The sequence below is a fragment of the Heliomarina baculiformis genome, from assembly GCF_019966545.1.
In the GTDB taxonomy this organism is placed as follows: domain Bacteria; phylum Pseudomonadota; class Alphaproteobacteria; order Rhodobacterales; family Rhodobacteraceae; genus Heliomarina; species Heliomarina baculiformis.
This window is the reverse complement of record NZ_JAIMIC010000004.1, coordinates 175,834-196,398: the sequence shown is the minus strand read 5'-3', so window position 1 is coordinate 196,398 and position 20,565 is coordinate 175,834. Positions and strand designations below refer to the sequence as shown.

19 protein-coding genes are annotated in these 20,565 nt (G+C 63.0%); 12 read left to right on the top strand and 7 right to left on the bottom strand.

Annotation, left to right across the window (positions count from 1 at the left end):
* Window positions 1-40 precede the first annotated feature (40 nt).
* The 3 genes from ugpA to ugpC all read left to right on the top strand — a co-directional run bounded on the left by ugpA (window position 41) and on the right by ugpC (window position 2,902).
* Window positions 41-922, top strand: coding sequence for a sn-glycerol-3-phosphate ABC transporter permease UgpA (gene ugpA, locus MF268_RS10810; RefSeq protein ID WP_238370877.1), 882 nt, complete (start codon window positions 41-43; stop codon window positions 920-922).
* Window positions 923-987: 65 nt separating this feature from the next.
* The gene (ugpE, locus tag MF268_RS10805; RefSeq protein WP_238371132.1) at window positions 988-1,824 is read left to right on the top strand and encodes a sn-glycerol-3-phosphate ABC transporter permease UgpE; all 837 of its coding nucleotides are present in this window, start codon (window positions 988-990) and stop codon (window positions 1,822-1,824) included.
* Window positions 1,825-1,891: 67 nt separating this feature from the next.
* On the top strand, window positions 1,892-2,902 hold the full coding sequence (gene ugpC / locus MF268_RS10800; RefSeq protein WP_238370876.1) for a sn-glycerol-3-phosphate ABC transporter ATP-binding protein UgpC: 1,011 nt from the start codon (window positions 1,892-1,894) through the stop codon (window positions 2,900-2,902).
* 124 nt (window positions 2,903-3,026) lie between these two features.
* Here ugpC and MF268_RS10795 read toward each other — a convergent pair whose 3' ends face one another.
* Both MF268_RS10795 and MF268_RS10790 read right to left on the bottom strand, forming a co-directional pair.
* The gene (locus MF268_RS10795; RefSeq protein ID WP_238370875.1) at window positions 3,027-3,896 is read right to left on the bottom strand and encodes a CobW family GTP-binding protein; all 870 of its coding nucleotides are present in this window, start codon (window positions 3,894-3,896) and stop codon (window positions 3,027-3,029) included.
* Entirely contained in the window at window positions 3,893-5,536 is a 1,644-nt protein-coding gene (locus MF268_RS10790; protein ID WP_238370874.1) for an amidohydrolase, read from the bottom strand. The genes MF268_RS10795 and MF268_RS10790 overlap by 4 nt, the downstream gene beginning before the upstream one ends.
* 541 nt (window positions 5,537-6,077) lie before the next feature.
* Here MF268_RS10790 and MF268_RS10785 point away from each other — a divergent pair.
* Window positions 6,078-7,733, top strand: a complete 1,656-nt coding sequence (locus tag MF268_RS10785) for an FAD/NAD(P)-binding protein (protein WP_238370873.1) — start codon at window positions 6,078-6,080, stop codon at window positions 7,731-7,733.
* 50 nt (window positions 7,734-7,783) lie between these two features.
* On the opposite strand, the gene proX is transcribed toward MF268_RS10785, so the two are convergent.
* The 3 genes from proX to MF268_RS10770 form a co-directional block, all read right to left on the bottom strand.
* Window positions 7,784-8,809 (bottom strand): glycine betaine/L-proline ABC transporter substrate-binding protein ProX, encoded by a 1,026-nt coding sequence (gene proX, locus MF268_RS10780; protein ID WP_238370872.1) that lies wholly within the window; start codon window positions 8,807-8,809, stop codon window positions 7,784-7,786.
* A 95-nt stretch (window positions 8,810-8,904) separates the two neighbouring features.
* Entirely contained in the window at window positions 8,905-9,852 is a 948-nt protein-coding gene (locus MF268_RS10775) for an ABC transporter permease (protein ID WP_238370871.1), read from the bottom strand.
* Window positions 9,845-10,972 carry a quaternary amine ABC transporter ATP-binding protein gene (locus MF268_RS10770; RefSeq protein ID WP_238370870.1) on the bottom strand — a complete coding sequence of 376 codons (1,128 nt, stop codon included), beginning with the start codon at window positions 10,970-10,972 and terminating at the stop codon, window positions 9,845-9,847. Before MF268_RS10770 ends, MF268_RS10775 begins: the two co-directional genes overlap by 8 nt.
* 159 nt (window positions 10,973-11,131) lie before the next feature.
* Here MF268_RS10770 and MF268_RS10765 point away from each other — a divergent pair, with 159 nt between their 5' ends.
* The 8 genes from MF268_RS10765 (at window position 11,132) to MF268_RS10730 (ending at window position 19,142) form a co-directional block, all read left to right on the top strand.
* Window positions 11,132-11,785 carry a cysteine hydrolase family protein gene (locus MF268_RS10765; RefSeq protein WP_238370869.1) on the top strand — a complete coding sequence of 218 codons (654 nt, stop codon included), beginning with the start codon at window positions 11,132-11,134 and terminating at the stop codon, window positions 11,783-11,785.
* A gap of 4 nt (window positions 11,786-11,789) precedes the next feature.
* Window positions 11,790-13,568 carry a helix-turn-helix domain-containing protein gene (locus tag MF268_RS10760; protein WP_238370868.1) on the top strand — a complete coding sequence of 593 codons (1,779 nt, stop codon included), beginning with the start codon at window positions 11,790-11,792 and terminating at the stop codon, window positions 13,566-13,568.
* A 103-nt stretch (window positions 13,569-13,671) separates the two neighbouring features.
* Window positions 13,672-14,676 (top strand): flavin reductase, encoded by a 1,005-nt coding sequence (locus MF268_RS10755; RefSeq protein WP_238370867.1) that lies wholly within the window; start codon window positions 13,672-13,674, stop codon window positions 14,674-14,676.
* On the top strand, window positions 14,673-16,181 hold the full coding sequence (locus tag MF268_RS10750; RefSeq protein ID WP_238370866.1) for an aldehyde dehydrogenase: 1,509 nt from the start codon (window positions 14,673-14,675) through the stop codon (window positions 16,179-16,181). The genes MF268_RS10755 and MF268_RS10750 overlap by 4 nt, the downstream gene beginning before the upstream one ends.
* A gap of 40 nt (window positions 16,182-16,221) precedes the next feature.
* Window positions 16,222-17,295: an LLM class flavin-dependent oxidoreductase gene (locus MF268_RS10745; protein WP_238370865.1), complete on the top strand. Its 1,074-nt coding sequence runs from the start codon at window positions 16,222-16,224 to the stop codon at window positions 17,293-17,295.
* A 57-nt stretch (window positions 17,296-17,352) separates the two neighbouring features.
* Window positions 17,353-18,132, top strand: a complete 780-nt coding sequence (locus tag MF268_RS10740) for an alpha/beta fold hydrolase (protein ID WP_238370864.1) — start codon at window positions 17,353-17,355, stop codon at window positions 18,130-18,132.
* A gap of 18 nt (window positions 18,133-18,150) precedes the next feature.
* Entirely contained in the window at window positions 18,151-18,534 is a 384-nt protein-coding gene (locus MF268_RS10735) for a carboxymuconolactone decarboxylase family protein (protein ID WP_238370863.1), read from the top strand.
* A complete protein-coding gene (locus MF268_RS10730) occupies window positions 18,531-19,142 on the top strand; it encodes an amino acid synthesis family protein (protein WP_238370862.1) in 612 nt (203 codons plus the stop codon). Before MF268_RS10735 ends, MF268_RS10730 begins: the two co-directional genes overlap by 4 nt.
* 164 nt (window positions 19,143-19,306) lie before the next feature.
* On the opposite strand, the gene MF268_RS10725 is transcribed toward MF268_RS10730, so the two are convergent.
* Window positions 19,307-19,771: a nuclear transport factor 2 family protein gene (locus tag MF268_RS10725; protein WP_238370861.1), complete on the bottom strand. Its 465-nt coding sequence runs from the start codon at window positions 19,769-19,771 to the stop codon at window positions 19,307-19,309.
* Between the two features lie 58 nt (window positions 19,772-19,829).
* Window positions 19,830-20,378, bottom strand: coding sequence for a carboxymuconolactone decarboxylase family protein (locus tag MF268_RS10720; RefSeq protein ID WP_238370860.1), 549 nt, complete (start codon window positions 20,376-20,378; stop codon window positions 19,830-19,832).
* Between the last annotated feature and the right edge of the window lie 187 nt (window positions 20,379-20,565).

Sequence of the window (20,565 nt, the reverse complement as noted above, 5' to 3'; positions counted from 1 at the left end):
GACCAAGGCCGGGAGCCTAGGCTGCCGGCCGCCTTGTTTCATGGAAAAACGCGTCACGTTCAAAGGCTGGCTGCTGCCGATGCTGCTCCTGCTGCCGCAGGTCTTCATCACGGCTGCCTTTTTCTTTTACCCCGCCGGACAGGCGATCTACCAGTCGCTGTTCATCCCGGACCCGTTCGGGCTCTCGATGCAATATGTCGGGCTTGGCAATTTCGAATATCTCGCCAAGGACCCGTATTACCGCGCCTCCTTCGTCACCACCGCCGTTTTCTCCGGCCTTGTCACCGTGGTCTCGATGGGCATGGCGCTGTATCTCGCCGTCCTCGCCGACCGACTGATCAAGGGCTCGGGCACCTATCGCACCCTGCTGATCTGGCCCTACGCGGTTGCCCCCGCCGTGGCCGGCGTGCTCTGGCTCTTCATGTTCAACACCCGCGTCGGCGTGATCTCGTGGTACCTCGGCCTCTTGGGCTATGACTGGAACCACGTGCTGAACGAAACCGAGGCGATGGGGCTCGTCGTGGTCGCGTCAAGCTGGGGCCGCGTCAGCTACAACTTTCTGTTTTTCCTCGCCGGGCTTCAGGCGATCCCGCGATCGGTGATCGAAGCCGCCGCCATCGACGGCGCCCGGTTCTGGACCCGTTTCCGCACCATCGTCTTCCCGCTGCTCTCGCCCACCACCTTCTTTCTGCTGGTGGTGAACATCGTCTACGCCTTTTTTGAAACCTTTGGCGTGATCCACACGATCACCTCGGGCGGCCCGCAGCAGGCCACCACGATCCTCGTCTACAAGGTCTACAAGGACGGCTTTGTCGGGCAGGACCTCGGCAGCTCCGCCGCCCAGTCGGTCGTGCTCCTGCTGGTCGTCGGCCTGCTCACCGTCATCCAGTTCAAATACATCGAACGGAGGGTGCACTATTGACCGCCCGTGACGCGCTCGCCGCTGAAACCGCCCCGGTGAATTCTGCCCGTATTCCCGCCGAGGGTATGGTCGAGAAACGCGGCATCGGCCTCTGGTTCACCCATGCCGGACTGATCCTCGGCGTGATCGTGATTTTCTTTCCGATCTGGCTCGCCTTTGTCGCCTCCACGGTCAGCCAGCCCGAAATCGTGCGCCCGCCGATGCCCCTGCTGCCCGGCGACCAGTTTCTCGAGAACTATACCAAGGCACTGTTTTCCGGCGTCAATGCGCCGGTCGCCTGGATGCTCTTCAACTCGCTGGTCATGGCGCTTGGCATTTCCCTCGGCAAGATCGTGATCTCGCTGCTCTCGGCCTTTGCCATCGTCTATTTCCGCTTCCCGGGGCGCAAGCTGTTCTTCTGGCTGATCTTCCTCACCCTGATGCTCCCGGTCGAGGTGCGCATCGTTCCCACCTACGAGGTCATCGCCAGTTTCGGCATGCTCAACAGCTATTCCGGCCTGATCTTTCCCCTGATCGCCTCGGCCACCGCCACCTTCCTGTTCCGCCAGTTCTTCATGACCGTGCCGGACGAACTGGCCGAGGCCGCCCGCGTCGACGGCGCCCGCCCGATGCGGTTTTTCTGGGACATCCTTCTGCCGATGAGCCGCACCAACATGGCCGCGCTCTTCGTCATCCTCTTCATCTACGGCTGGAACCAATATCTCTGGCCGCTGCTGATCACCACCGACCCGTCGATGAACACCATCGTCATGGGGCTGAAACAGATGTTCCCCAGCGGCGACGACATCGCCGACTGGCCGGTGATCATGGCCACCTCGATCCTCGCGATGATTCCCCCGGTGATCGTGGTCATCTCGATGCAGAAACTCTTCATCCGCGGCCTCGTGGACAGCGAGAAATAATGCCCCGCACCCTCCCTGCTCCGACCGATCCGCAAACCATCAGACTTCAAGAATGTGAACCGACCCAATGGCAACCCTGACCCTGAACCAGATCCGCAAGACCTTCGGCAAGACAGAGGTCATCCACGGGGTCGATATCGACGTGAGGGACGGTGAATTCATCGTCATCGTCGGCCCCTCGGGCTGCGGCAAATCCACCTTGCTGCGCATGGTCGCCGGTCTGGAAACTGTCACCTCGGGCGAAATCCTGATCGATGACCGCCGGGTCAACGAAGAGGAACCGATGGACCGCGACATCGCGATGGTGTTCCAGAACTACGCGCTCTACCCGCATATGACCGTCTTCGACAACATGGCCTACGGTCTTAAGATCGCCAAAACACCAAAATCCGAAATCGAGGACCGCGTCGCCACCGCCGCGAAAATGCTCCAGCTCGAACCCTACCTCGCCCGCAAGCCGCGCGAACTCTCCGGCGGCCAGCGCCAGCGCGTCGCCATGGGCCGCGCCATCGTGCGCAAACCAAGCCTGTTCCTCTTCGACGAACCGCTCTCCAACCTCGATGCCAAGCTGCGCGTGCAGATGCGGCTCGAAATCAAGGACCTGCAGAAACAGCTCGGCATCACCTCGCTCTACGTCACCCACGATCAGGTCGAGGCGATGACCCTCGCCGACCGCATGATCGTGATGAACGGCGGCGTCGCCGACCAGATCGGCGCCCCACTCGAGGTCTACGAAAACCCGGCCACCGAATTCGTCGCGGGCTTCATCGGCTCACCGGCCACGAACTTCCTGCCCGCGCGCCTGTTCTCCCCCCGCGACGCCCGCATCAAGACCATCGGCATCCGCCCCGAACACGCCACTCTCACGACAGCAGGCAGCGGCCGCCTCCCGGCCAAAATCGTCTTTACCGAGGCGCTCGGCGCCGAAACCCTGCTCCACCTGCGCCTCGACACTGGCGAAAGCTTCACCATCCGGCAGGACGGCACTGCCCCGGTCCCAACTGAGGGCACCGCCTGCGGTATCGACTGGCCCGACAGCCGCGAACTCGACTTCGACGAGGCCGGCAAACGCCTCTGACCAGCCCCACCAGCCACCCCACCTCAAAAGCGCCGCCGCCCCTTTTCCTCTTGCCCAAAATACTCCGGGGGAGTCGGCCCAAAGGCCGACGGGGGCAGCGCCCCTAAAACCCCATAAACCCCAATCACCCGACCAGCGCCGCCAGCCCGTCCCGCTGCAACTTCCCCTTCACACCTATACAGACCAGTCCCATTGCCCCGCGTCCCGGCGTCACCGCCCAGCGCTGGCCCACCACGTGGAGAAGCTGCCCGCCAACCCAACCCTTGGCCCGCACAACCCCATAGCTGCCGGTGGCGATCGCCTCGGCAAGAGCCGCCGCATCGACCTCCGCCGATACCTCCAGCACGATGCTCTCGAACAAACCGTCCGCATGCCCCACCGCGGAACCACCCCCTCGGGTCCCGCCGACACCCAGCACTAGATCGACCGGCGCGGCGCCGCCGGTGACCGGCAGCAGCGCCGCGCCCGGCCATCCACCCGCCACCCAGTCCACCAAGCCTCCCCGCGCCGCCTCCGACACAAGGTCCATCTTGTTCAAAACGATGATATCCGCCCCCGCCACCTGCGCGCGCACCGTATCGCCCACGTATGGATCGTCGAGACTGCCCCGCAGACCGACCGCATCCGCCAGGATCACCACCCCATCCGCGCGATACCCCGCCAGCAGCGACACGCTCGACAGGATCGCCCCCGGTATCGCCACGCCCGAGGCTTCGATCACCACGTGATCGGGACGCGGCTCCAGCGCCGCCAGCCGCAGCAGCGCCGCCGTCAGATCGCTGCCAAAGGAACAGCAGACGCAACCGCCCGAGATTGAAATCAGCTCTTCCCCCTCGGCCTCGATCAGGTCCGTATCGATGGGCAATTCGCCGAATTCATTGACCAGCACCGCAAGCCGCCGCCCCTCTGCATGGCGCAGCAGATGGTTCACCAGCGTCGTCTTGCCTGCCCCAAGGTAACCACCGATGACCGTGACGGGCAGCGCCGCGCTCACAGATCCCCCGCGGCAAAGACGCGACCGCCCTGCACCGTCCCCCAGACCGACACATCCTTCAGCGCCATGGCATCCACAGTGGTCGGGTCCTCCTCCAACACCGCGAAATCCGCCCGCTTGCCGGTTTCGATCGACCCGATCTCTCCATCCAGATGCAGCGTATAGGCCGCGCCCAAAGTCACCGCGTAAAGCGCCTCGCTCACGGAAATCCGCTCTGCCTCTCCCTGCACCCGGCCCGAGGCGGTCAACCGGTTCACCGCGCACCAGGCGGTAAACAGCGGCGCAAGCGGGGTGATCGGCGCATCCGAATGCATCGCCATCGGCACGCCGGACGCCAGCGCCGTGCGGCAGGCGTTCATCCGCTCCGCCCGTTCCGGCCCGACCGTCAGATTGAAATGCGCGTCCCCCCAGTAGAAATGATGGTTCGCAAACAGGTTCACGCACATGCCCAGCGCCGCGATCTTGCGGAACTGCGCAGCATCCGCAAGCTGACAATGCTGCAGCGTAAACCGGTGATCGCGACGGGGATGGCGCGCCAGCGCCGCCTCCATCTTCTCCAGCGCAAGTTCCGTCGCCTGATCGCCATTGGTATGGGTGTGGATCTGCACCCCGGCTTCCAGCGCGCGCTCGTAAATCTCTTCCATCTGCTCGGGCGCGATGTACCACATGCCGTTGGGCGCGCCGTTGTAATAGCCCGGCCAGCGCATCCGCGCCGAGAACCCTTGGATCGAGCCATCGGCCACCACCTTGATCCGCCCCATCCGCAGCCGGTCCGTGGACATGTCGCGCAGCCGAACCACTTCGGCCACCAGATCGGCGGGCGACAGCCCCATGAAATAACGCAAGGGCACCACCCGCGCCGGAAAGCGCGCCTCTCCGGTGACCCGCAGCATCATCTCGACCGACTCCGGCGACAACCCGGCGGCCAGATCGGTCACCGTCGTCACCCCCTGCCGCACGCAAAGCTTCGCAAAGGCGTGCAAGCCCGGTTCGTCGCAATCGGTCAGCGCCTGCGCATACCCTACATGCGCCCCGACCTGCCCCATCACCTCGGGCCCCTTCAGCTCACCTGTGGGATAGCCGTCCTCGCCCAGCGGAATGCCGGGATGCTCGATGCCCTGCCGCATCAGCCCGGCCAGTTCCAGCGCGCGGGTGTTCACGTTCATGATATGGACCGAGGCATGCAGCACGCCAATGGGGCGCGTCGCCGATACCGCATCCAGCTGTGCGCGATTGACCCGCTGGTTGTCCATGTAGATCGGATCGAACTGCCACGCCGACAGGGGCGCATCCGGATCGCTCAGCGCCGCCTCGGCCTCGGTCAGCCGCGCCAAAACCGCGTCGATGGATGTCAGCCCCGGCCAGACCGTGCCATCCGGGTCCATCCGGTCGAAATAGCCCACGTAGACGTTGCCCCAGAGCGTGCCCTCCATCGTATGCGCATGCCCCTCGACCATGCCGGGCATCAGCACCTTGTCGGCAAAGCGCGCGTCAAGCTCATAAGCGCCCCAGCCCTCCAGCTCTTCCAGCGTGCCCGCACCAAGGATGCGCCCGTCACGCACGGCCACGTGGCTCACCTCCGGCCGCGCGGGGTTCATCGTGATGATCTTGCGCGCCGGATAGATGGTGATGTCTGACATGCGCCTGTCCTTTCAGGTATTCATTCGCGCCGAACCTAGGCGAAATCCTCCCGCACTGGAAACCGCAAAGGCACCGGCGCTGCGCGGAAAACAGACACATGCCGTCCCGTTGATTACCGCGGCGGCGACAGCTTTGCCCCGTTCGCACAGGAAACCTTTCGTCAACCTTTTCCCGGCATATTGCCCGGTTGCCCGCAAGCCCTGCCCGCCGCGCTCCGGAACGATTTTCCCGCGGAGATGCACGCTCCGATGCACGGGGGGTGTACAGGGGGTGTACAGCCTGTGCCTCCCCTGTGGACTGACCTCAATCGCACCAAAAATGGACGCAAGCTAATGGAAATAAAGGATATAAAATCCACCGAGTCACCGCCCGCCACGCAAAGATAACATAACTCCTCTGAAAAAATCGCAGCACTGCGAACCGCAGTACAACCGCAGCCCGCACCGCCCGCGCGACCGGCTCTCAAAACGGCAAAAGGGGAACTTTTCCCCCCATTACACGTAAACGAATGGTGAACCGGGTATCAATGAAAGCAACAATATGAAAACCGACCACCCCGCCCTGCGCATCGCGGTCATCGGCGCAGGCCCTCGCAGCCTTGGCGCACTCGAAGCCCTTGCCGCCGACCTGCGCGAGGAACAGCGCGCGGTGCAGATCGACACGTTCGACCCATTCCCGGCCAATGCCGCCGGCCCGAATTTCGACCCCGAGGAAAGCCCGCTCTGCCTGCTAAACACGGCCATGCGCGACATCGACATCCGCGCGCCGCGAAGCTCCAAATGTGGCGCATTCGCCGACTGGCTCGCCCATGATCCCGACCTTGACAGCTTTCCGCTCCGTGCCGATCTGGGGCGCTATCTCGAAGCGCGACACACCGATCTCGCCGCACAGGGCCACCCGACGATCACCCGGGTCTTTGGCCGGGCGGACGACCTGCGCCCTAATGGCGACGGATGGGAAATCAGTCTTCACGGCCAATGGCTTGGCCCCTATGATGAGGTTCTGCTGACGCCCGGACAACCCGCCAGCACCCCCGACGACCAGCTCTCCCACTGGCAGAACCACGCCGCACGAAGCGGGGCGATCCTCGCCAATGCCTACCCCGCCCGCAACCTTGCCCGCGCGGCCGAACAATGGGGCGACAAAACCGTCGCGATCCGGGGCATGGGCCTTTCGGTCTTCGACGTTCTGCGGGTGCTGACACTCGGACTCGGTGGGCGTTTCGAGCATGGTAAATACATCGCCTCGGGTCGTGAACCGGCCCGCATCCTGCTGTTTTCACTCGACGGGAAACCGCCCTTCCCCAAGCCCGAAACAGGCGAGCTCGACGCGCCCTTCACCCCGCCGAAAGCGGATACCGAAGCCTTCTGCAAGGCGATGGCACAAGCTTCATGCTCCGCCCCCGACAAGGCGAGAGAACTGCTCAACGCGGCGATCATCCCCGCCGTCCGGCACGTCCTCGAGCACCACGCCGTGACGGTATCCGACAAGGACATCGCCGACTGGCTCGACAAGGAATGGGACGTCCCCGGGTCGCAATCTTCGGACGGCCCGCGTGAGACCCTTCAGGCGGGCATAGAGCTCGCCTCGGGCCAGCGCGCCCCCGATATCGGCTTTGCCTTCGGGCAGATCTGGCGCAAGTGGCAGGACGAGATCCGCGCCGCCTACAACCCCGTTGAAACGCCCCCCGACACGGCCGAGCAAATCGTCGGTTTCGACGAAGGACTCAAACGCTATTCCTACGGTCAGCCGATCAGCTCGGCCCGCGAAATGGAGGCGCTGATCGAGGCCGGAATCGTCGATCTTGGCCATGCGGCCGACCCGCAGCTCGACCTCACCCCGTCGGGATGGCAGCTCACGTCGGGTAACCGGCAAACCGAGGTCTTGGTCATGGTGGACTCTGTCCTGCCCTCGCCCAATCTGTCGATCACCACCGATCCGCTAATCTGCGGACTCATGGAAAATGGCAAGCTGACTGAAATCACCAAGGGCATGGGCGCCCGCACCGCACCCGACGGCACCGTGATCGACGTCGACGGCACCCCCATCCCGCATCTCTGCCTTCTGGGCCGGATGTCGCTGGGCAGCGTAATCGCAGCGGATTCCCTGCACGACTGCTTTGGCGAGGCCGCCAACCGCTGGGCCAGAGGCGTAGCCGAGCGATTGAAACAGAAATCGGACAAAGAACCGGCATGAAAAAACCGGGCCGCGACAGGCGCGGCCAGGTCCGTCATTCTATAAATGGCTTACTCGCCCGCGGCAGCCTTTGCCGTCTCAAGCCAACCCTCATAGGTCTCGCGGTTCTCTTCGATCCAGGTGGCGGCGATGCGCTCGATGGCACGGTCGGAATTGTCTTCCTTCATTGCGCCTTCCCAGTTCGACCACGTCTGAAGCGGCCACTGAACGGTGGAAACCAGCGTTTCGACAACTGGGTTTTCGGCAAGGAATTCACGGTTCGCGGCGATCTCCCAGTTCCACGAGCCGGTCGCCATGCGGCAGGACGGCGCGTCCCCGGCACAGCCAACAACACCCTCGACCACGTGGCCGTTCGGCACGCTCACGCTATCGGGCGCGGAGTCGCGCGGGATCGGCAGCCAGACCACGTCTTCGCCCGGCACCAGAACCTGCGTCACGAAAGACGGGCTCCACGTGTAGAACAGGATCGGCTCGCCCTGACGATAGCGGCTGAAGGTCTCGGCCAGCAGCGGTTCGTACTTGGCGCGCACCGACTGGACCGTGTCCATCAGGCCGAAATCTTCAAGCTGGTAGTCCACCACATCGCCGCAGCTCCAGCCCGGGTCGCAGTTCATGAGGTTCGCCTTGCCGTCGCCATCCGAGTCGAACAGCGCCGCGATTTCGGGATCTTTCAACTGGCCGACATCGGTAATGCCGTATTCCTCGGCGGTCGCCTTGTCGATCATGTAGCCGTTGATGCCACCACCCTCGATGGTGCCTTCTCCCAGAAGCGCGACATCGTCCTCGACGGTGACATATTGCAGCTGGCGCTGCGGCATGTTCACATCGCCCGAGACATCAAGATCTCCCTGCATCGCCGCCTGAAGGAAGGCGGCCGTGCCGACAGTGGTCAGTTCGACGTCGTATCCAAGATCGGTCAGCGCCTGCATCAGGATCGCGTCCTGAATGTATTGCGCGCCAAGGCTGTCACTGCGCGAAAAGCGTACCGTGGTGCCTTCGCCCGGCAGGGACTGGCCAAGGACAGGTGCAGCAGCCATGCAGGCGGCGCCAAGGGATAAGAGGAATTTCCGTTTCATTTCATGGTTCTCCTTCTGTTGGTTCGATGCGGCCATGGAGGGACGCGGCCGCTTTTCTTCCCTGCCGCCGATGCGGCAGGGCATTTGGTTTTCCGTTAGTTCTTGCTGTCGGCAGGCGTGGCTGTCGCGGTGTCCGCACCCCGGGACCTGCCGCCCATGACCATCCGCCCGGCCCCGGCAAGGCGGGCAAAGGGCGAGGCTTTCTTGGGATCACGCTCGGCCACGGCCTGTGTCAGCCGGTCGAGGATGATCGCCATCAGCACGATGCCGATGCCCCCGATAGCGGCGCGGCCCACGTCAAGCCGGCCGAGCCCCTGAAGCACCACTAGCCCCAGACCTTCGGCCCCGATCATCGCAACGATCACCGACATCACCATCGCCATCAGAACCGTCTGGTTAAGACCGCCAAGGATGGTCGGCAGCGCCTGCGGCAACTGGATCTCCCACAACAACTGCCGGTCCGTCGCGCCAAAGGCGATCCCTGCCTCGATCAGCTCACGGTCGACGCCGCGGATGCCGATATTGGTGAACCGGATCAGCGGCGGCACGGCAACCACGATCACCGCCACTGCGCCCGGCACGGTGCCAACGCCGAACAGCATCACCACCGGGATCAGGTAGACAAAGCTGGGCGTGGTCTGCATCACGTCAAGGATCGGTCGTACAATGCGCCATGCCTTGTCGCTTCGGGCACAAAGGATCCCGATGGGAATACCGATGATCACGCAGATCACGATGGCCGTCGCGATCAGTGCCAGCGTCGTCATCGTCGGCTCCCAGATGCCAAGCAGCAGGATCACGAAGAGAGCGACGACAGTGAAAATCCCGGTACGTCGCCCCGCCAGCCACAGCGAGAGCAGCGCAAAGATCAGGATGAACAGCAGCGGCGGCGTTGCCTGCAAGCCGCCTTCGATCAGATTTAGAAGCTCGTCAATCGGCCAGCGCACGGTGCGAAAGGCCGGACGGAAATGCAGCGCGATCCATTCGATGGCGGTCTGAATCCACCGGTCGAGCGGGATGTAAACGGTGTCGGCATCAAGCATGAGCGCGGCCCTTATTCTGGGGTTCCGACGTACCGGCGATCCCCGCAAGCAACGCGGATTCCGTGATTTTTCCTTGGAAACGGCCGCTATCGTCGACGACGGCCACCGGGCCTTTGCGACCTGCCGCCTTGGCCGCGATGTCCAGCAGCACCGTGTCCGGGCTGACGCTGATGAAATCCGGTGACGGCGGATCGCTCTCGGCCCCGCGCCAGCCCGTCACCCGCCCGTCACCGTCGATGACGAAACCGGCCCCGCCCGGATGATCGACAGGCTCCGCCGTCATCACCGAACTTGCATCGAAGAGCCTTGCCCGATCGACATTGCGGGTAAAGGCGGCCACGTATTCATGCTGCGGATCAAGCACGATCTCCTGCGGGGTGCCGTCACGGATCACCGCGCCATCGGCCATGATCGCGATCTTGCTTCCCAGCCGCAGCGCTTCCTGAAAATCATGGGTGATGAAAAGCACCGTCTTGTGCAGCGAATGCTGAAGCCGCAGCAGTTCGTCCTGCATGTCAGTACGGATCAGCGGATCGAGCGCGCTGAACGCTTCGTCCATGATCAGCACATCCGCCTCGGTCGCCAGCGCCCGGGCCAGCCCGACCCGCTGGCGCATCCCCCCCGAAAGCTCTCCCGGCAGGTGCGACGCCCAGGACGACAGCCCGACGGTTTCGAGCATCTCTCCCGCTTTTCTGTAACGCTCGGCCTGCGGCACCTTGCGCAGCTTGAGTCCAAAGGACACGTTGTCGATCACCGTCTGGTTGGGCAGCAGGCCAAAGTTCTGGAACACCATCGACATGCGCCGACGACGGATTTCGCGCAGCGTGCTCTGGTCGCATTTGGTGATATCCTCGCCATCCAGCAGGACGTGGCCCGCATCGGGTTCGAGGATACGATTGACGCAACGCGCCAGCGTCGATTTGCCGGACCCGGACAGGCCCATGATCACCGAGATCGACCCCTTGGGGATGCTCAGCGATACGTTGTTTACTCCAAGAACCGCACCGGCTTCCTCAAGTATCTCGGCCTTGCTTTTGCCCTCGCGGACCAGCTTGAGCGCCTCTTGCGGATGGCTGCCGAAGATCTTGTACAGATCCCTGATTTCGATCCTGTTGGTCACGCTGCATTAACCCCTGTCAGTTCAGTTCATCGCGGATACTGCATTTGATTAATGCGAGGTGCGTCTTTTCTGTCTTCCTATGTTTCGAAGGAAAGCCGGTTGGTATTCTCCGGCTTTTTGCACCATGATCGGCGTAGAATGCGCCGGTAGCGAGAACAGATGACAACACCCCCCACCCCCCTACCCCCGCTGCCTGATCCCGCCCTGATCGTGGTGGATATGCAGAACGATTTCGTCCATCCCGGTGCGCCGATGGAGGTCGCCGGTGCCCGCGATATCCTGCCCGGTCTTGGCCGGTTGATTGCCGCCTTTCGCGCCGCACGCAGGCCCGTTGTTTTCCTGCGTTACATGGGGAACCGGCGCTATGATCACCTGGCCGAAAAATTCGGCTGGATCACCACAATGGCGCCCCCTGTGCGGGCCTGCGAACCCGGTCATCTCCGCCGCTTTGCCGACGGGGTGGAACGCGAAGGGTTTGCCATCGTCGAAAACCTTACCCCGGCGGCGGGCGAGATTGTGATCGACAAGACCTATTACAGCGGCTTTCACGAAACCGACCTGCACACACGTTTGCAGAAAGCCGGTGTTCAATCCTTGTGCATCACCGGCCTTATCACCGAGATGTGCGTCGAGGACACCGCCCGCCACGCGGTCCATCACGGCTATCCGACGGCGATCCTGAAAGACCTTGTCGCCAGCAGCGATCCTCAGGCCGCGACTGCCACGCTGGCGGCGTTCGACAAGAACTTCGGCTGGGTCGCGAGGGCGGATGACATGAAGAACAAGTTGCAAACGCCCGTTGCCGGGGAATGACAGGATGACCGAGAGTCTACAGTCCGACAGCGAAATGATGCAGGGGCTCGACCGGTTCCGCCAGATCTCGGAAATCTCGAAACTGATCAACGAAGGCATCGACCTCAATGACTTGCTGACCCGCCTGACCGAGGCCGTCTGCCGCCATTCCGACTGGTCGATCAGTAGTGTTCTGGTGATGGACGAGGCGCGGCAGATGTCGGTCTCGGCGGCGCGCTACGATCCGCTTTTGACCTTCAAGCGCCAAGGCGCGGGATTCGAATGGGATCTGATGGGCAGCCCCATTATCGAGATCGTCTCCAAGGGGCGGCCGATGATCATGCCGGATGCGTCAGAGCAGGATAAATATCCGGCCTTCCAGAAAGACGCTCGGCTGCGCGGCTATCGGACCGTTGTCCTCGTGCCCCTGCGGTTTCCCGACGAACAGGGGCGCCCCATCGTGTTCTGCGTGCTGGCGGACGAGGTGGTGGAAGTCTCGGAAACCGAGCTGAGCTTTCTGCAATGTCTCGCCGATCTCGCCGATATCGCGGTGCGCCGAATGCAGATCCTGCGGCACGAAACGGCCGAGGCGGAGCGGCTGCGCGAGATCACCGTAAGCCTCACCTCGGCTCTGACCACCACGCTCGACCCGGACCATGCCAGCGATCTTTATGGCGGTTTATCGCGACTGTTCACGACCGGCTGGTTCGCCATCGACCTAACCACCGGGCAGATGCTGTTCGACCGTGCCGGGGCATCGCCCCTGCTGAAAAAGATGTATGACCGCCTGCCCGAATCCGTGGTGCGCACGGCGATGAGGGCCGACGCTGCGCGGGGCGATCAGACCGTACGCCTGCTGGTCGAGGACGAAACCGTCTCGGCCCTGATGCGCCCGCTGGTGATCGACGGCACCCGCGTCGGAGCGCTGTTCCTGCTGAACGTGGAAAGACTCGCCGCGAGCGAACAGGTCGCCGCCGATGCCGGGCGGCTGGCGCTGTCGTCACTCATCTTGCGTAACTACATGGCCTTCAAGACCCGCGAACATGCCTCGCGCCGGTTGATAGGGCAGCTCTGCCAGGGTGACCTTCGGGATCTGGGAGAGCTGCGCGAAGAAGCCCGCCTTCTTGGCTTTGACCTCGACCGTCCGATGTACCTGATCGGCCTGCGCAGCCTCGGCGAGGCTCCTGTAGAAGAGGATTCGCACAGTTTCGTGCAGCGCAGTGCGCAAACGCTTTTCGGACAGGTGCTGTCCTACAAGGACGGGCGCGAGGTCTATCTGCTGGTGCTGGATGACGACGCGATCCGCGATGGCAAGCTCCGCGACCGGTTCCTGCAACGTATCCGCCCGATCATGCCGGAGACCGTGGCTGTCATGTCCGACCGGATCGACCGCCTGCAAGACGTCGCCCCTGCCCGCGAAGCCTGCCGCTGGAACCTGCAGGTGGCCGAGGCGATGGGGGCACGGGACTGGGTAACCCGGCGCACGGTGGGATCGTTTCCGTCGCTCATGGCCTCGGTCAGCCACCGGGTCGCGGACCAGTTCCTGAACGACACCATTGCCCGTGTGGCCGAAACCGGGTCCGGCAAGGGCGACACGGTGCTGGAAACGCTCGAAGCCTATCTTGCCACCGGGCGGCGACCGCAGGAAACGGCGGATGTTCTGGGCATCCATGTCTCTACCCTGCGCTATCGGCTGGGCCGCATCGCCGAGAAATCAGGCATCGACCTGAACGATCCGGACGAATGTTTCGAGCTGGAACTGGCCCTGCGCATCCACAAGTTCAGAATTTCCTATCAAAAGTAGGAAACATTTCCTGCGGCCTCGCAGCTTTCACGGGAGGACCGGCCGAGGCGACCGCCCCTAAGGTCGATCCATGTCCAATGTGCAATCAGACCGAAGGTCCCCCGTGAGCCCCATCGACGCCGTCCCTTTCGACCCAAAGGCCCTGCGCGCCGCCTTTGGCAGCTTTGCCACCGGGGTCACGGTTGTGACCACCTATGATAAATCGGGCCGGGCGGTCGGTTTCACGGCCAATTCCTTCACCTCCGTCTCACTCGACCCGGCGATCCTGCTGGTCTGCCTTGGCAAAACGTCATCGAATTACGAGACATTCACCTCCGCCGACCGGTTCGGGGTGAATATCCTGTCGTCCGATCAGACCGATATCTCGACCCGTTTCGCGACCCGGGGTCTCAAGGACCGCTTTGCCGGGATCGACTGGCAGGCCGCGCCGGACGGCGCGCCGCTGATCGAAGGCTGCGCGGCGCGGTTCGACTGTAGCGTGCACGAATGTATCGACGCCGGCGATCACGTGATCCTGATGGGCCGGATCGAACGGTTCGACAGCCACGAACGCCACCCGCTGATCTTCGCCGAGGGGCGCTATCTCGCGCCGATTGACCTCGATACACCGCAGGTGCGCGGCTCGGTCCGGTTGGGCGCGATCATCACCCATGATGAAGAGATCCTGCTGCGGTCCGACGGCAAAGGAAACTGGCACCTACCTCTTTCCGGCGCGAAACCGGGCCTGCGCAGCGCACGGGCCGACCTTGACGGGTTCTTCGCCGCCGGAGGGGCCAGCGTCGATTGGGGTTTCCTGTTTGCGATCTTCGATGGCGACAGCGACGCGGTGCCGGGCGATGCCGATACGCTCGCCTTTTTCCACGGCGCACTCGAGGCAGGCGAAGAGCTTCCAAGCCAGTGCCGCCTGTTTCCGATGGATGAGCTGCCGATGGAGGACGTCCCGATCTCGGCCCATCGCGCCATGCTGCGCCGCTATGTCGATGAACACCGGCAGCAACGTTTCGGGATCTACGTCGATTCCCCCGGCCCCCGTGGCACCGTGCAGCCGCTTGCGCTGCGCCCTGCCCCCTATGCCCGCAATATTCAGGACAAGGAAATCGTACAATGACGCAGTTCACCCCCGAGGCGCTGGAAAACACCTGCCTTCCGATCTTTATCGACAACGAATTTGTCGTCTCTCAGGGCAAGCCGTTTGCCAGCTACGATCCGGCGACCGGCCAGCAATGGTCGGAAATCGCGGACGCCACCAGCGATGAGGTCGACCGTGCCGTGCGTTCCTCCCGCCGCGCGATGGAAAACCCGGCATGGCGCAACATGTCCCAAAGCGACCGGGGAGCGCTTCTGTACAAGCTCTCGGAACTGGTCCAGCGCGACACGGATCGCCTGTCGCGGCTTGAAACCCGCGACAACGGCAAGCTACTCAAGGAAATGACGGCGCTCACGCAGGCTGTTGCGACGGGGATGCGCTATTTCGCGGGCATGGCCGACAAGATCGAGGGCACCACGATCCCGGTCAACAAGCCCGATATGCTCAATTTCACCCTGCGCGAACCGATCGGCGTGATCGCTGCCATCGTGCCATGGAACTCGCCTCTGTTGCTGCTGAACCGCGCCTTTTCCCCGGCCATCGCGGCAGGCAATGCGATGGTGGTCAAGCCGTCGGAACACGCCTCGGCCTCGCTTCTGGCCTTTGCCGAACTGGTGGCCGAAGCGGGTTTTCCCGCCGGCGTCTTCAACGTGGTCACCGGGCACGGTCAAAGCGTCGGCGACGCGCTGGTGCGTCATCCCGACGTCGACAAGATCGACTTTACCGGCGGGCCGGAGACGGGCCGCATCATCGCCGGAAGCGCTGCGGCGAACCTGACGCCCTCGATCCTCGAGCTTGGGGGGAAATCGCCCAATATCATATGCGCCGATGCCGATCTTGATCGCGCCGTGACCGGGGTGATTTCGGGCATTTTCGCCGCCGGGGGCCAGACCTGCGTGGCAGGCTCACGCTGCCTTGTACATGACAGCATCTATGACGAGGTGATCGACCGTCTTGTCGCCCGCACCGCCGAAATCCGGATCGGCGCGCCGGACGAAGACGCGACCCAGCTTGGGCCGCTTGCGCTCTGGTCGCAGGTCGAAAAGGTCGGCCGCTTCGTTGAAGGCGCCAAGACCGGCGGCGCAGAGCTGCTGGCGGGCGGTGACAGGGTGCCCGGCATGGGAGACGGCTGGTACGTGCAGCCGACGATTTTCGGCAATGTCACCAACGAAATGGACATCGCACGCAACGAAATCTTTGGCCCCGTTCTCGGTGTGATGCGCTACAGCGACGACGAGGACATGATCGCCAAGGCCAATGACACCCGCTATGGGCTGGCCGCCGGTCTCTGGACCAATGACATGGAGCGCGCAATGCGCTTCATGGGTCGGATCAATGCCGGGATGGTCTGGGTCAACACCTATCGCAGCCCCTCGGTCATGGCCCCTTCGGGCGGCTACAAGGACTCGGGCTATGGCAAGCACAACGGCTTTGCCGCGATCAATGAATTTACCCGGATCAAGACCGTGGTGATCGACTACTCCGGCAAGACCCACGATCCTTTCGTGATGCGGGTCCAGAAGTGATCAGTCGGACAGGTACAGAATTTCAGGACAGGAGCAGGTGATGAGGTTTTCCATCGCAGTGAACATGGGTCGACTCGACCCGACGACGGATATGCGCCAGATCGCGGACGAAGCGCTGGAACTGGTGAAGATCGCCGATCAGGGCGGGTTCGACATCGTCTGGACCGCCGAACACCACACGATAGAGCTGACCGTTTCGCCCAACCCGTTCCAGTTGCTCAGCCACTGGGGCGCGCATACCAAGAACATCCGCCTCGGCACGGCCGTTGTCGCCGCGCCCTACTGGAACCCGATCCGGCTGGCCGGTGAGGCCGCGCTTTGCGACATCCTGACGGACGGCCGCCTTGAGCTGGGGCTTGGCCGTGGCGCTTATCAGTATGAATTCGACCGGATGGCGGGCGGCATGCCGCAGCAGGAAGGCGGCAAGCACCTGCGCGAGATCATCCCCGTGGTTAAAGCCCTCTGGGCTGGGGAATACGCGCATGAGGGCGAGCTGTGGAATTTCCCGGCCACCACGAGCGTACCGAAACCGCTTCAGAAATCAGTGCCCATGTGGATCGCCGCGCGGGATGAAAATACCTTCCAGTTCGCCGCCGACAATGGCTGCAACATCATGTCCACCGCGCTGCGCAAACCCTTTGCCGAGGTCGTGGACCTGCAACGCAAGTTCGACGCGGTGACCAAGGATCTGCCCAAGGGCCAGTTGCAGCACGCGACCCTGCGCAGCACCTGCCTCTTCGAGGACAAGGCCGGTGAGGATACTGCCTATGAATCCGTCATCAACTATGGCCGCGCTTTCGAGAACCTCTTCAAGGGCATCGGCGAGGTCAAGGACGGCTATCCCGAGGCGGTGGATTTTGAAACGGTTGCCAACCGCGACGAGTACGACCGCGAGAACCTGTTGGAAAACATGATGCTGGGCAGCCCGGATCAGGTGATCGAAAAGCTCGAACGCTACAAGGCGGCGGGTGTCGATCAGTTCATCTACGGCGCGTCTTTCTTCGTGCCGCACCAGAATGCGCGCCGCTCGCTGGAGCTGTTCTGCGACAAGGTGATCCCGCACTTCCGCAAGCAAGAAAATGTCGCCAGCCCCGAAATGGCAGGCGCGAAATAAAAGGCAGACGGGCCGGAGCCGTGAGGCCCCGGCCTTTGCCCTGACAAGGAGACAAGGGTGCGGACAACCGACGACCTGATACATTACACGCGCGAAGGCACTGGCGATCCGCTGGTGCTTGTTCATGGCGTGGGGGCCAATCTGGCAAGCTGGGACGGGGTTGCCGAAAGGCTGAGGGGTGAGTTCGACATCCTGCGGTCCGACCTGCGCGGGCACGGAGACTCCGCCCGCATCGACAGCCCGATCACCATCGATACCTTTGCCGAAGACATTCTGCGGGTGATGGACGAACAGGGTGTCGAGAGCGCGCATCTCGCCGGATTTTCCCTGGGCGGGCTGATCGCGCAAAGGCTGGCCGTGGGCTGGCCCGACCGGTTCCGGCGGATCGTGATCCTTTCGGCGGTCGCGGGCCGCACGCCCGAGGAACGCGCCAAGGTGACCGACCGGCTCGGCATGATCCGCGACGGCGGCATGAAAGCGATCACCGGCGCCGCGCGCGAACGCTGGTTCACCGAAGAATTCGCCCGCGACAATCCCGATCTCATCACCCGCCGTATCGCCGAGATGGAGGCCGCCCATGTGCCCTCATACCTCGAAGCATACCGCGTGTTCGGGCAGACCGAACTGGTCGATACCCTGCACCGGATCACACATCCGGCGCTTATCATGACCGGGGAATTCGATCAGGGCTCGAACCCGCGCATGGCGCGGACCATGCACGAATTGATCGACGGATCAGAGCTTGAGATCTTGCCTGGGCTCAAACACAGCGTATTGCTCGAAGCCTCCGACCTGATCGCGGAACGCATTGTCGCGTTCCTCAATAAACCACTCTGACACAAGAAAGGAACGCCAATGGACAAGGCGCTCTACGACAAGGGACTGGCACAGCGAAAGGCCACGCTTGGGGCAGAATACGTGGAAAAGTCGCTGAACAACGCGACCGAGTTCTCCAAGGATTTCCAAAGCTTCATCACCGAATACTGCTGGGGTGCGGGCTGGGGCGATGAAACCCTGCCGCCCAAGACACGGAGCATGCTGAACATCGTTATGATCGCGGCGCTGAACCGGATGCACGAATGGGAGCTGCACTTCCGTGGCGCGCTGCGCAATGGCGTGACGCTGGATGAAATGAAGGCGATGATCACCCAGATCACCATCTATTGCGGTGTGCCCGTGGGCGTCGAATGTCACCGCATCGCCAACCGCGTGCTTGCCGAGCAGGGCGACGAAATATGAGTGACGTCCATATCCGCAAGATCGTCGACTATACCGAAGACACACTGATTGAAGGCGGCCGCGAAGTCGAGACCCCGATCCGCATGGCCGCTTGTGCCGCGATCATCCGTAACCCGTGGGGCAACGAATATGTCGAGGATCTTCAGACGCAGATCATGGCACATGCGGTCGCACTTGCCGATGCGCTGGTGCCGCGCCTGATCGCGCTGATGGGCGGACCCGACCGGATCGAGGCCTTCGGCAAGGCCGCCGTCACCGGCACCTCGGGCGAGGTGGAACACGCCGCCGGTCTGATCCACACGCTGCATTTCGGCAATGCCTACCGAATCGCTGCCGAAGCGGATTCCTTCCTCCCCTTTACCAACAAGCGCGCCGGGGCGGGCACGGCCATCACCCTCCCGATGACCCATAAGTCGCTGGAAAACAAAGGTGCCAGAACGCATTTCGTGACGCTGGAATTCTCGATCCCCGATGCGCCCGCCCATGACGAAATCGTCGTGGCGCTCGGGGCGTCGAGCGGCGGTCGCCCGCATCCCCGCATCGGCGACCGTTTTCAGGACATGAAACTCATGGGAGTCGATCAGGCGGGCCGCCCCCTTTCTGCCTGATCCCCTGCCCGGCGCTGACAGTCCCATGAGGCGCCGGGCGACAGTTCTTTGATCAAGACGGACCAGCGATAGCGTCGCGCACCCGTTTCGGTATCGCACCTGACCTCGACAGCGGATCGACTATCTCGGAACGCGTTGGTTAGACGCATCCGAATAACAGAACCTTACAGTCCCATCTCGCTCAATGACGGGTGGTCGTTCGGACGCCTGCCCTGCGGCCAGCGAAACAGACGATCGTTCTCGCTGATCAGCTGGTCATTGATGCTGGCGTGGCGCTCGGCCATCAGCCCGTCGTTGTCGAACCTCCAGTTCTCATTGCCGTGCGACCGGAACCACTGCCCCGCCGTATCATGCCATTCATAGGCAAAACGGACAGCGATGCGGTCCCCTGAAAAGGCCCATAACTCCTTGACGAGCAGGTAGTCGTGTTCGCGATCCCATTTCGCGGTAAGAAAGGCGACGATGGCTTCACGCCCGGTGAGAAAGCTGTCGCGGTTACGCCAGCGGCTGTCGGGCGTGTAGGCCAGCGAGACGGCGCGCGGATCGCGGGAATTCCAGCCGTCCTCGGCCTTGCGGACCTTGAGCGCGGCGGTGTCGGCGGTGAATGGGGGAAGCGGCGGTCGGGTCATATCGATCTCCTTGAGAGGGTGCAGCGGCAGCCCGGGGCCGCCGCCGCGATTGGCTGAATCAGGCCGCGACATCTGTCGCGACGGGGAAATCGATTTCTGTCCGAGCGACCTCGTTGAGGTAGTTCGTGTAAACGTTCAGTGCGATATGCTGAACGATCTCGACGATCTGCCCATCGTCATAGCCAGCCTCACGTACAGCGGCGAAATCGGCGTCACCCACGCGCCCACGCAGCTGCGCGACTTTCAGCGCGAAAGCCACCGCGGCATCGGCCTTTGCATCGGTCGAGCGACCGCTGCGATTGGCGGCGATTTCTTCCGGAGAAAGCTTGGCAAGATTTGCCGCAATGTAGCTATGGGCGGAAAGACAGTAGCCGCAGCCATTGTATTCGGCGATCGCCAGCGCGATGCGTTCCCGCGTTGCGGCAGGCAACCGGCCCTTGGCAAGCGCGCCGGACAGGCCAAGATGCCCTTCAAGCGCGGCGGCGCTTTGCGCTTCGAGCCGGAACATGTTGGGGACGCTGCCCAATTGCTTGGAAACCCGCTCCAGCAGCGGTCTCGATGCTTCGGGGGCGTCGTTGATGGTGGCGGGGGTCGGGATACGGGACATGGTGTTCTCCTTTGAAGTTGTGTTGAACCCCAAAGCTAGGAACGCTCAATTCCGGAAAGGATACCCTCAATAAGAGAGCTACCCTCTCACGATTTGAGAGGGCGGGCGGAACAACGAAGCGTTTGGATTGACAATGGAAGCACGCTGCCATCCGAAACCATCTGTTGGCGCAGGACCGGCGGCAGGG

Bases quoted from the DNA above. Each gene is read 5' to 3' on its own strand.
- ugpA (WP_238370877.1), top strand. From the start codon at position 41: ATGGAAAAACGCGTCACGTTCAAAGGCTGGCTGCTGCCGATGCTGCTC.
- ugpE (WP_238371132.1), top strand. From the start codon at position 988: ATGGTCGAGAAACGCGGCATCGGCCTCTGGTTCACCCATGCCGGACTG.
- ugpC (WP_238370876.1), top strand. From the start codon at position 1,892: ATGGCAACCCTGACCCTGAACCAGATCCGCAAGACCTTCGGCAAGACA.
- MF268_RS10790 (WP_238370874.1), bottom strand. From the start codon at position 5,536: ATGTCAGACATCACCATCTATCCGGCGCGCAAGATCATCACGATGAAC.
- MF268_RS10785 (WP_238370873.1), top strand. From the start codon at position 6,078: ATGAAAACCGACCACCCCGCCCTGCGCATCGCGGTCATCGGCGCAGGC.
- proX (WP_238370872.1), bottom strand. From the start codon at position 8,809: ATGAAACGGAAATTCCTCTTATCCCTTGGCGCCGCCTGCATGGCTGCT.
- MF268_RS10775 (WP_238370871.1), bottom strand. From the start codon at position 9,852: ATGCTTGATGCCGACACCGTTTACATCCCGCTCGACCGGTGGATTCAG.
- MF268_RS10765 (WP_238370869.1), top strand. From the start codon at position 11,132: ATGACAACACCCCCCACCCCCCTACCCCCGCTGCCTGATCCCGCCCTG.
- MF268_RS10760 (WP_238370868.1), top strand. From the start codon at position 11,790: ATGACCGAGAGTCTACAGTCCGACAGCGAAATGATGCAGGGGCTCGAC.
- MF268_RS10750 (WP_238370866.1), top strand. From the start codon at position 14,673: ATGACGCAGTTCACCCCCGAGGCGCTGGAAAACACCTGCCTTCCGATC.
- MF268_RS10745 (WP_238370865.1), top strand. From the start codon at position 16,222: ATGAGGTTTTCCATCGCAGTGAACATGGGTCGACTCGACCCGACGACG.
- MF268_RS10735 (WP_238370863.1), top strand. From the start codon at position 18,151: ATGGACAAGGCGCTCTACGACAAGGGACTGGCACAGCGAAAGGCCACG.
- MF268_RS10730 (WP_238370862.1), top strand. From the start codon at position 18,531: ATGAGTGACGTCCATATCCGCAAGATCGTCGACTATACCGAAGACACA.
- MF268_RS10725 (WP_238370861.1), bottom strand. From the start codon at position 19,771: ATGACCCGACCGCCGCTTCCCCCATTCACCGCCGACACCGCCGCGCTC.
- MF268_RS10720 (WP_238370860.1), bottom strand. From the start codon at position 20,378: ATGTCCCGTATCCCGACCCCCGCCACCATCAACGACGCCCCCGAAGCA.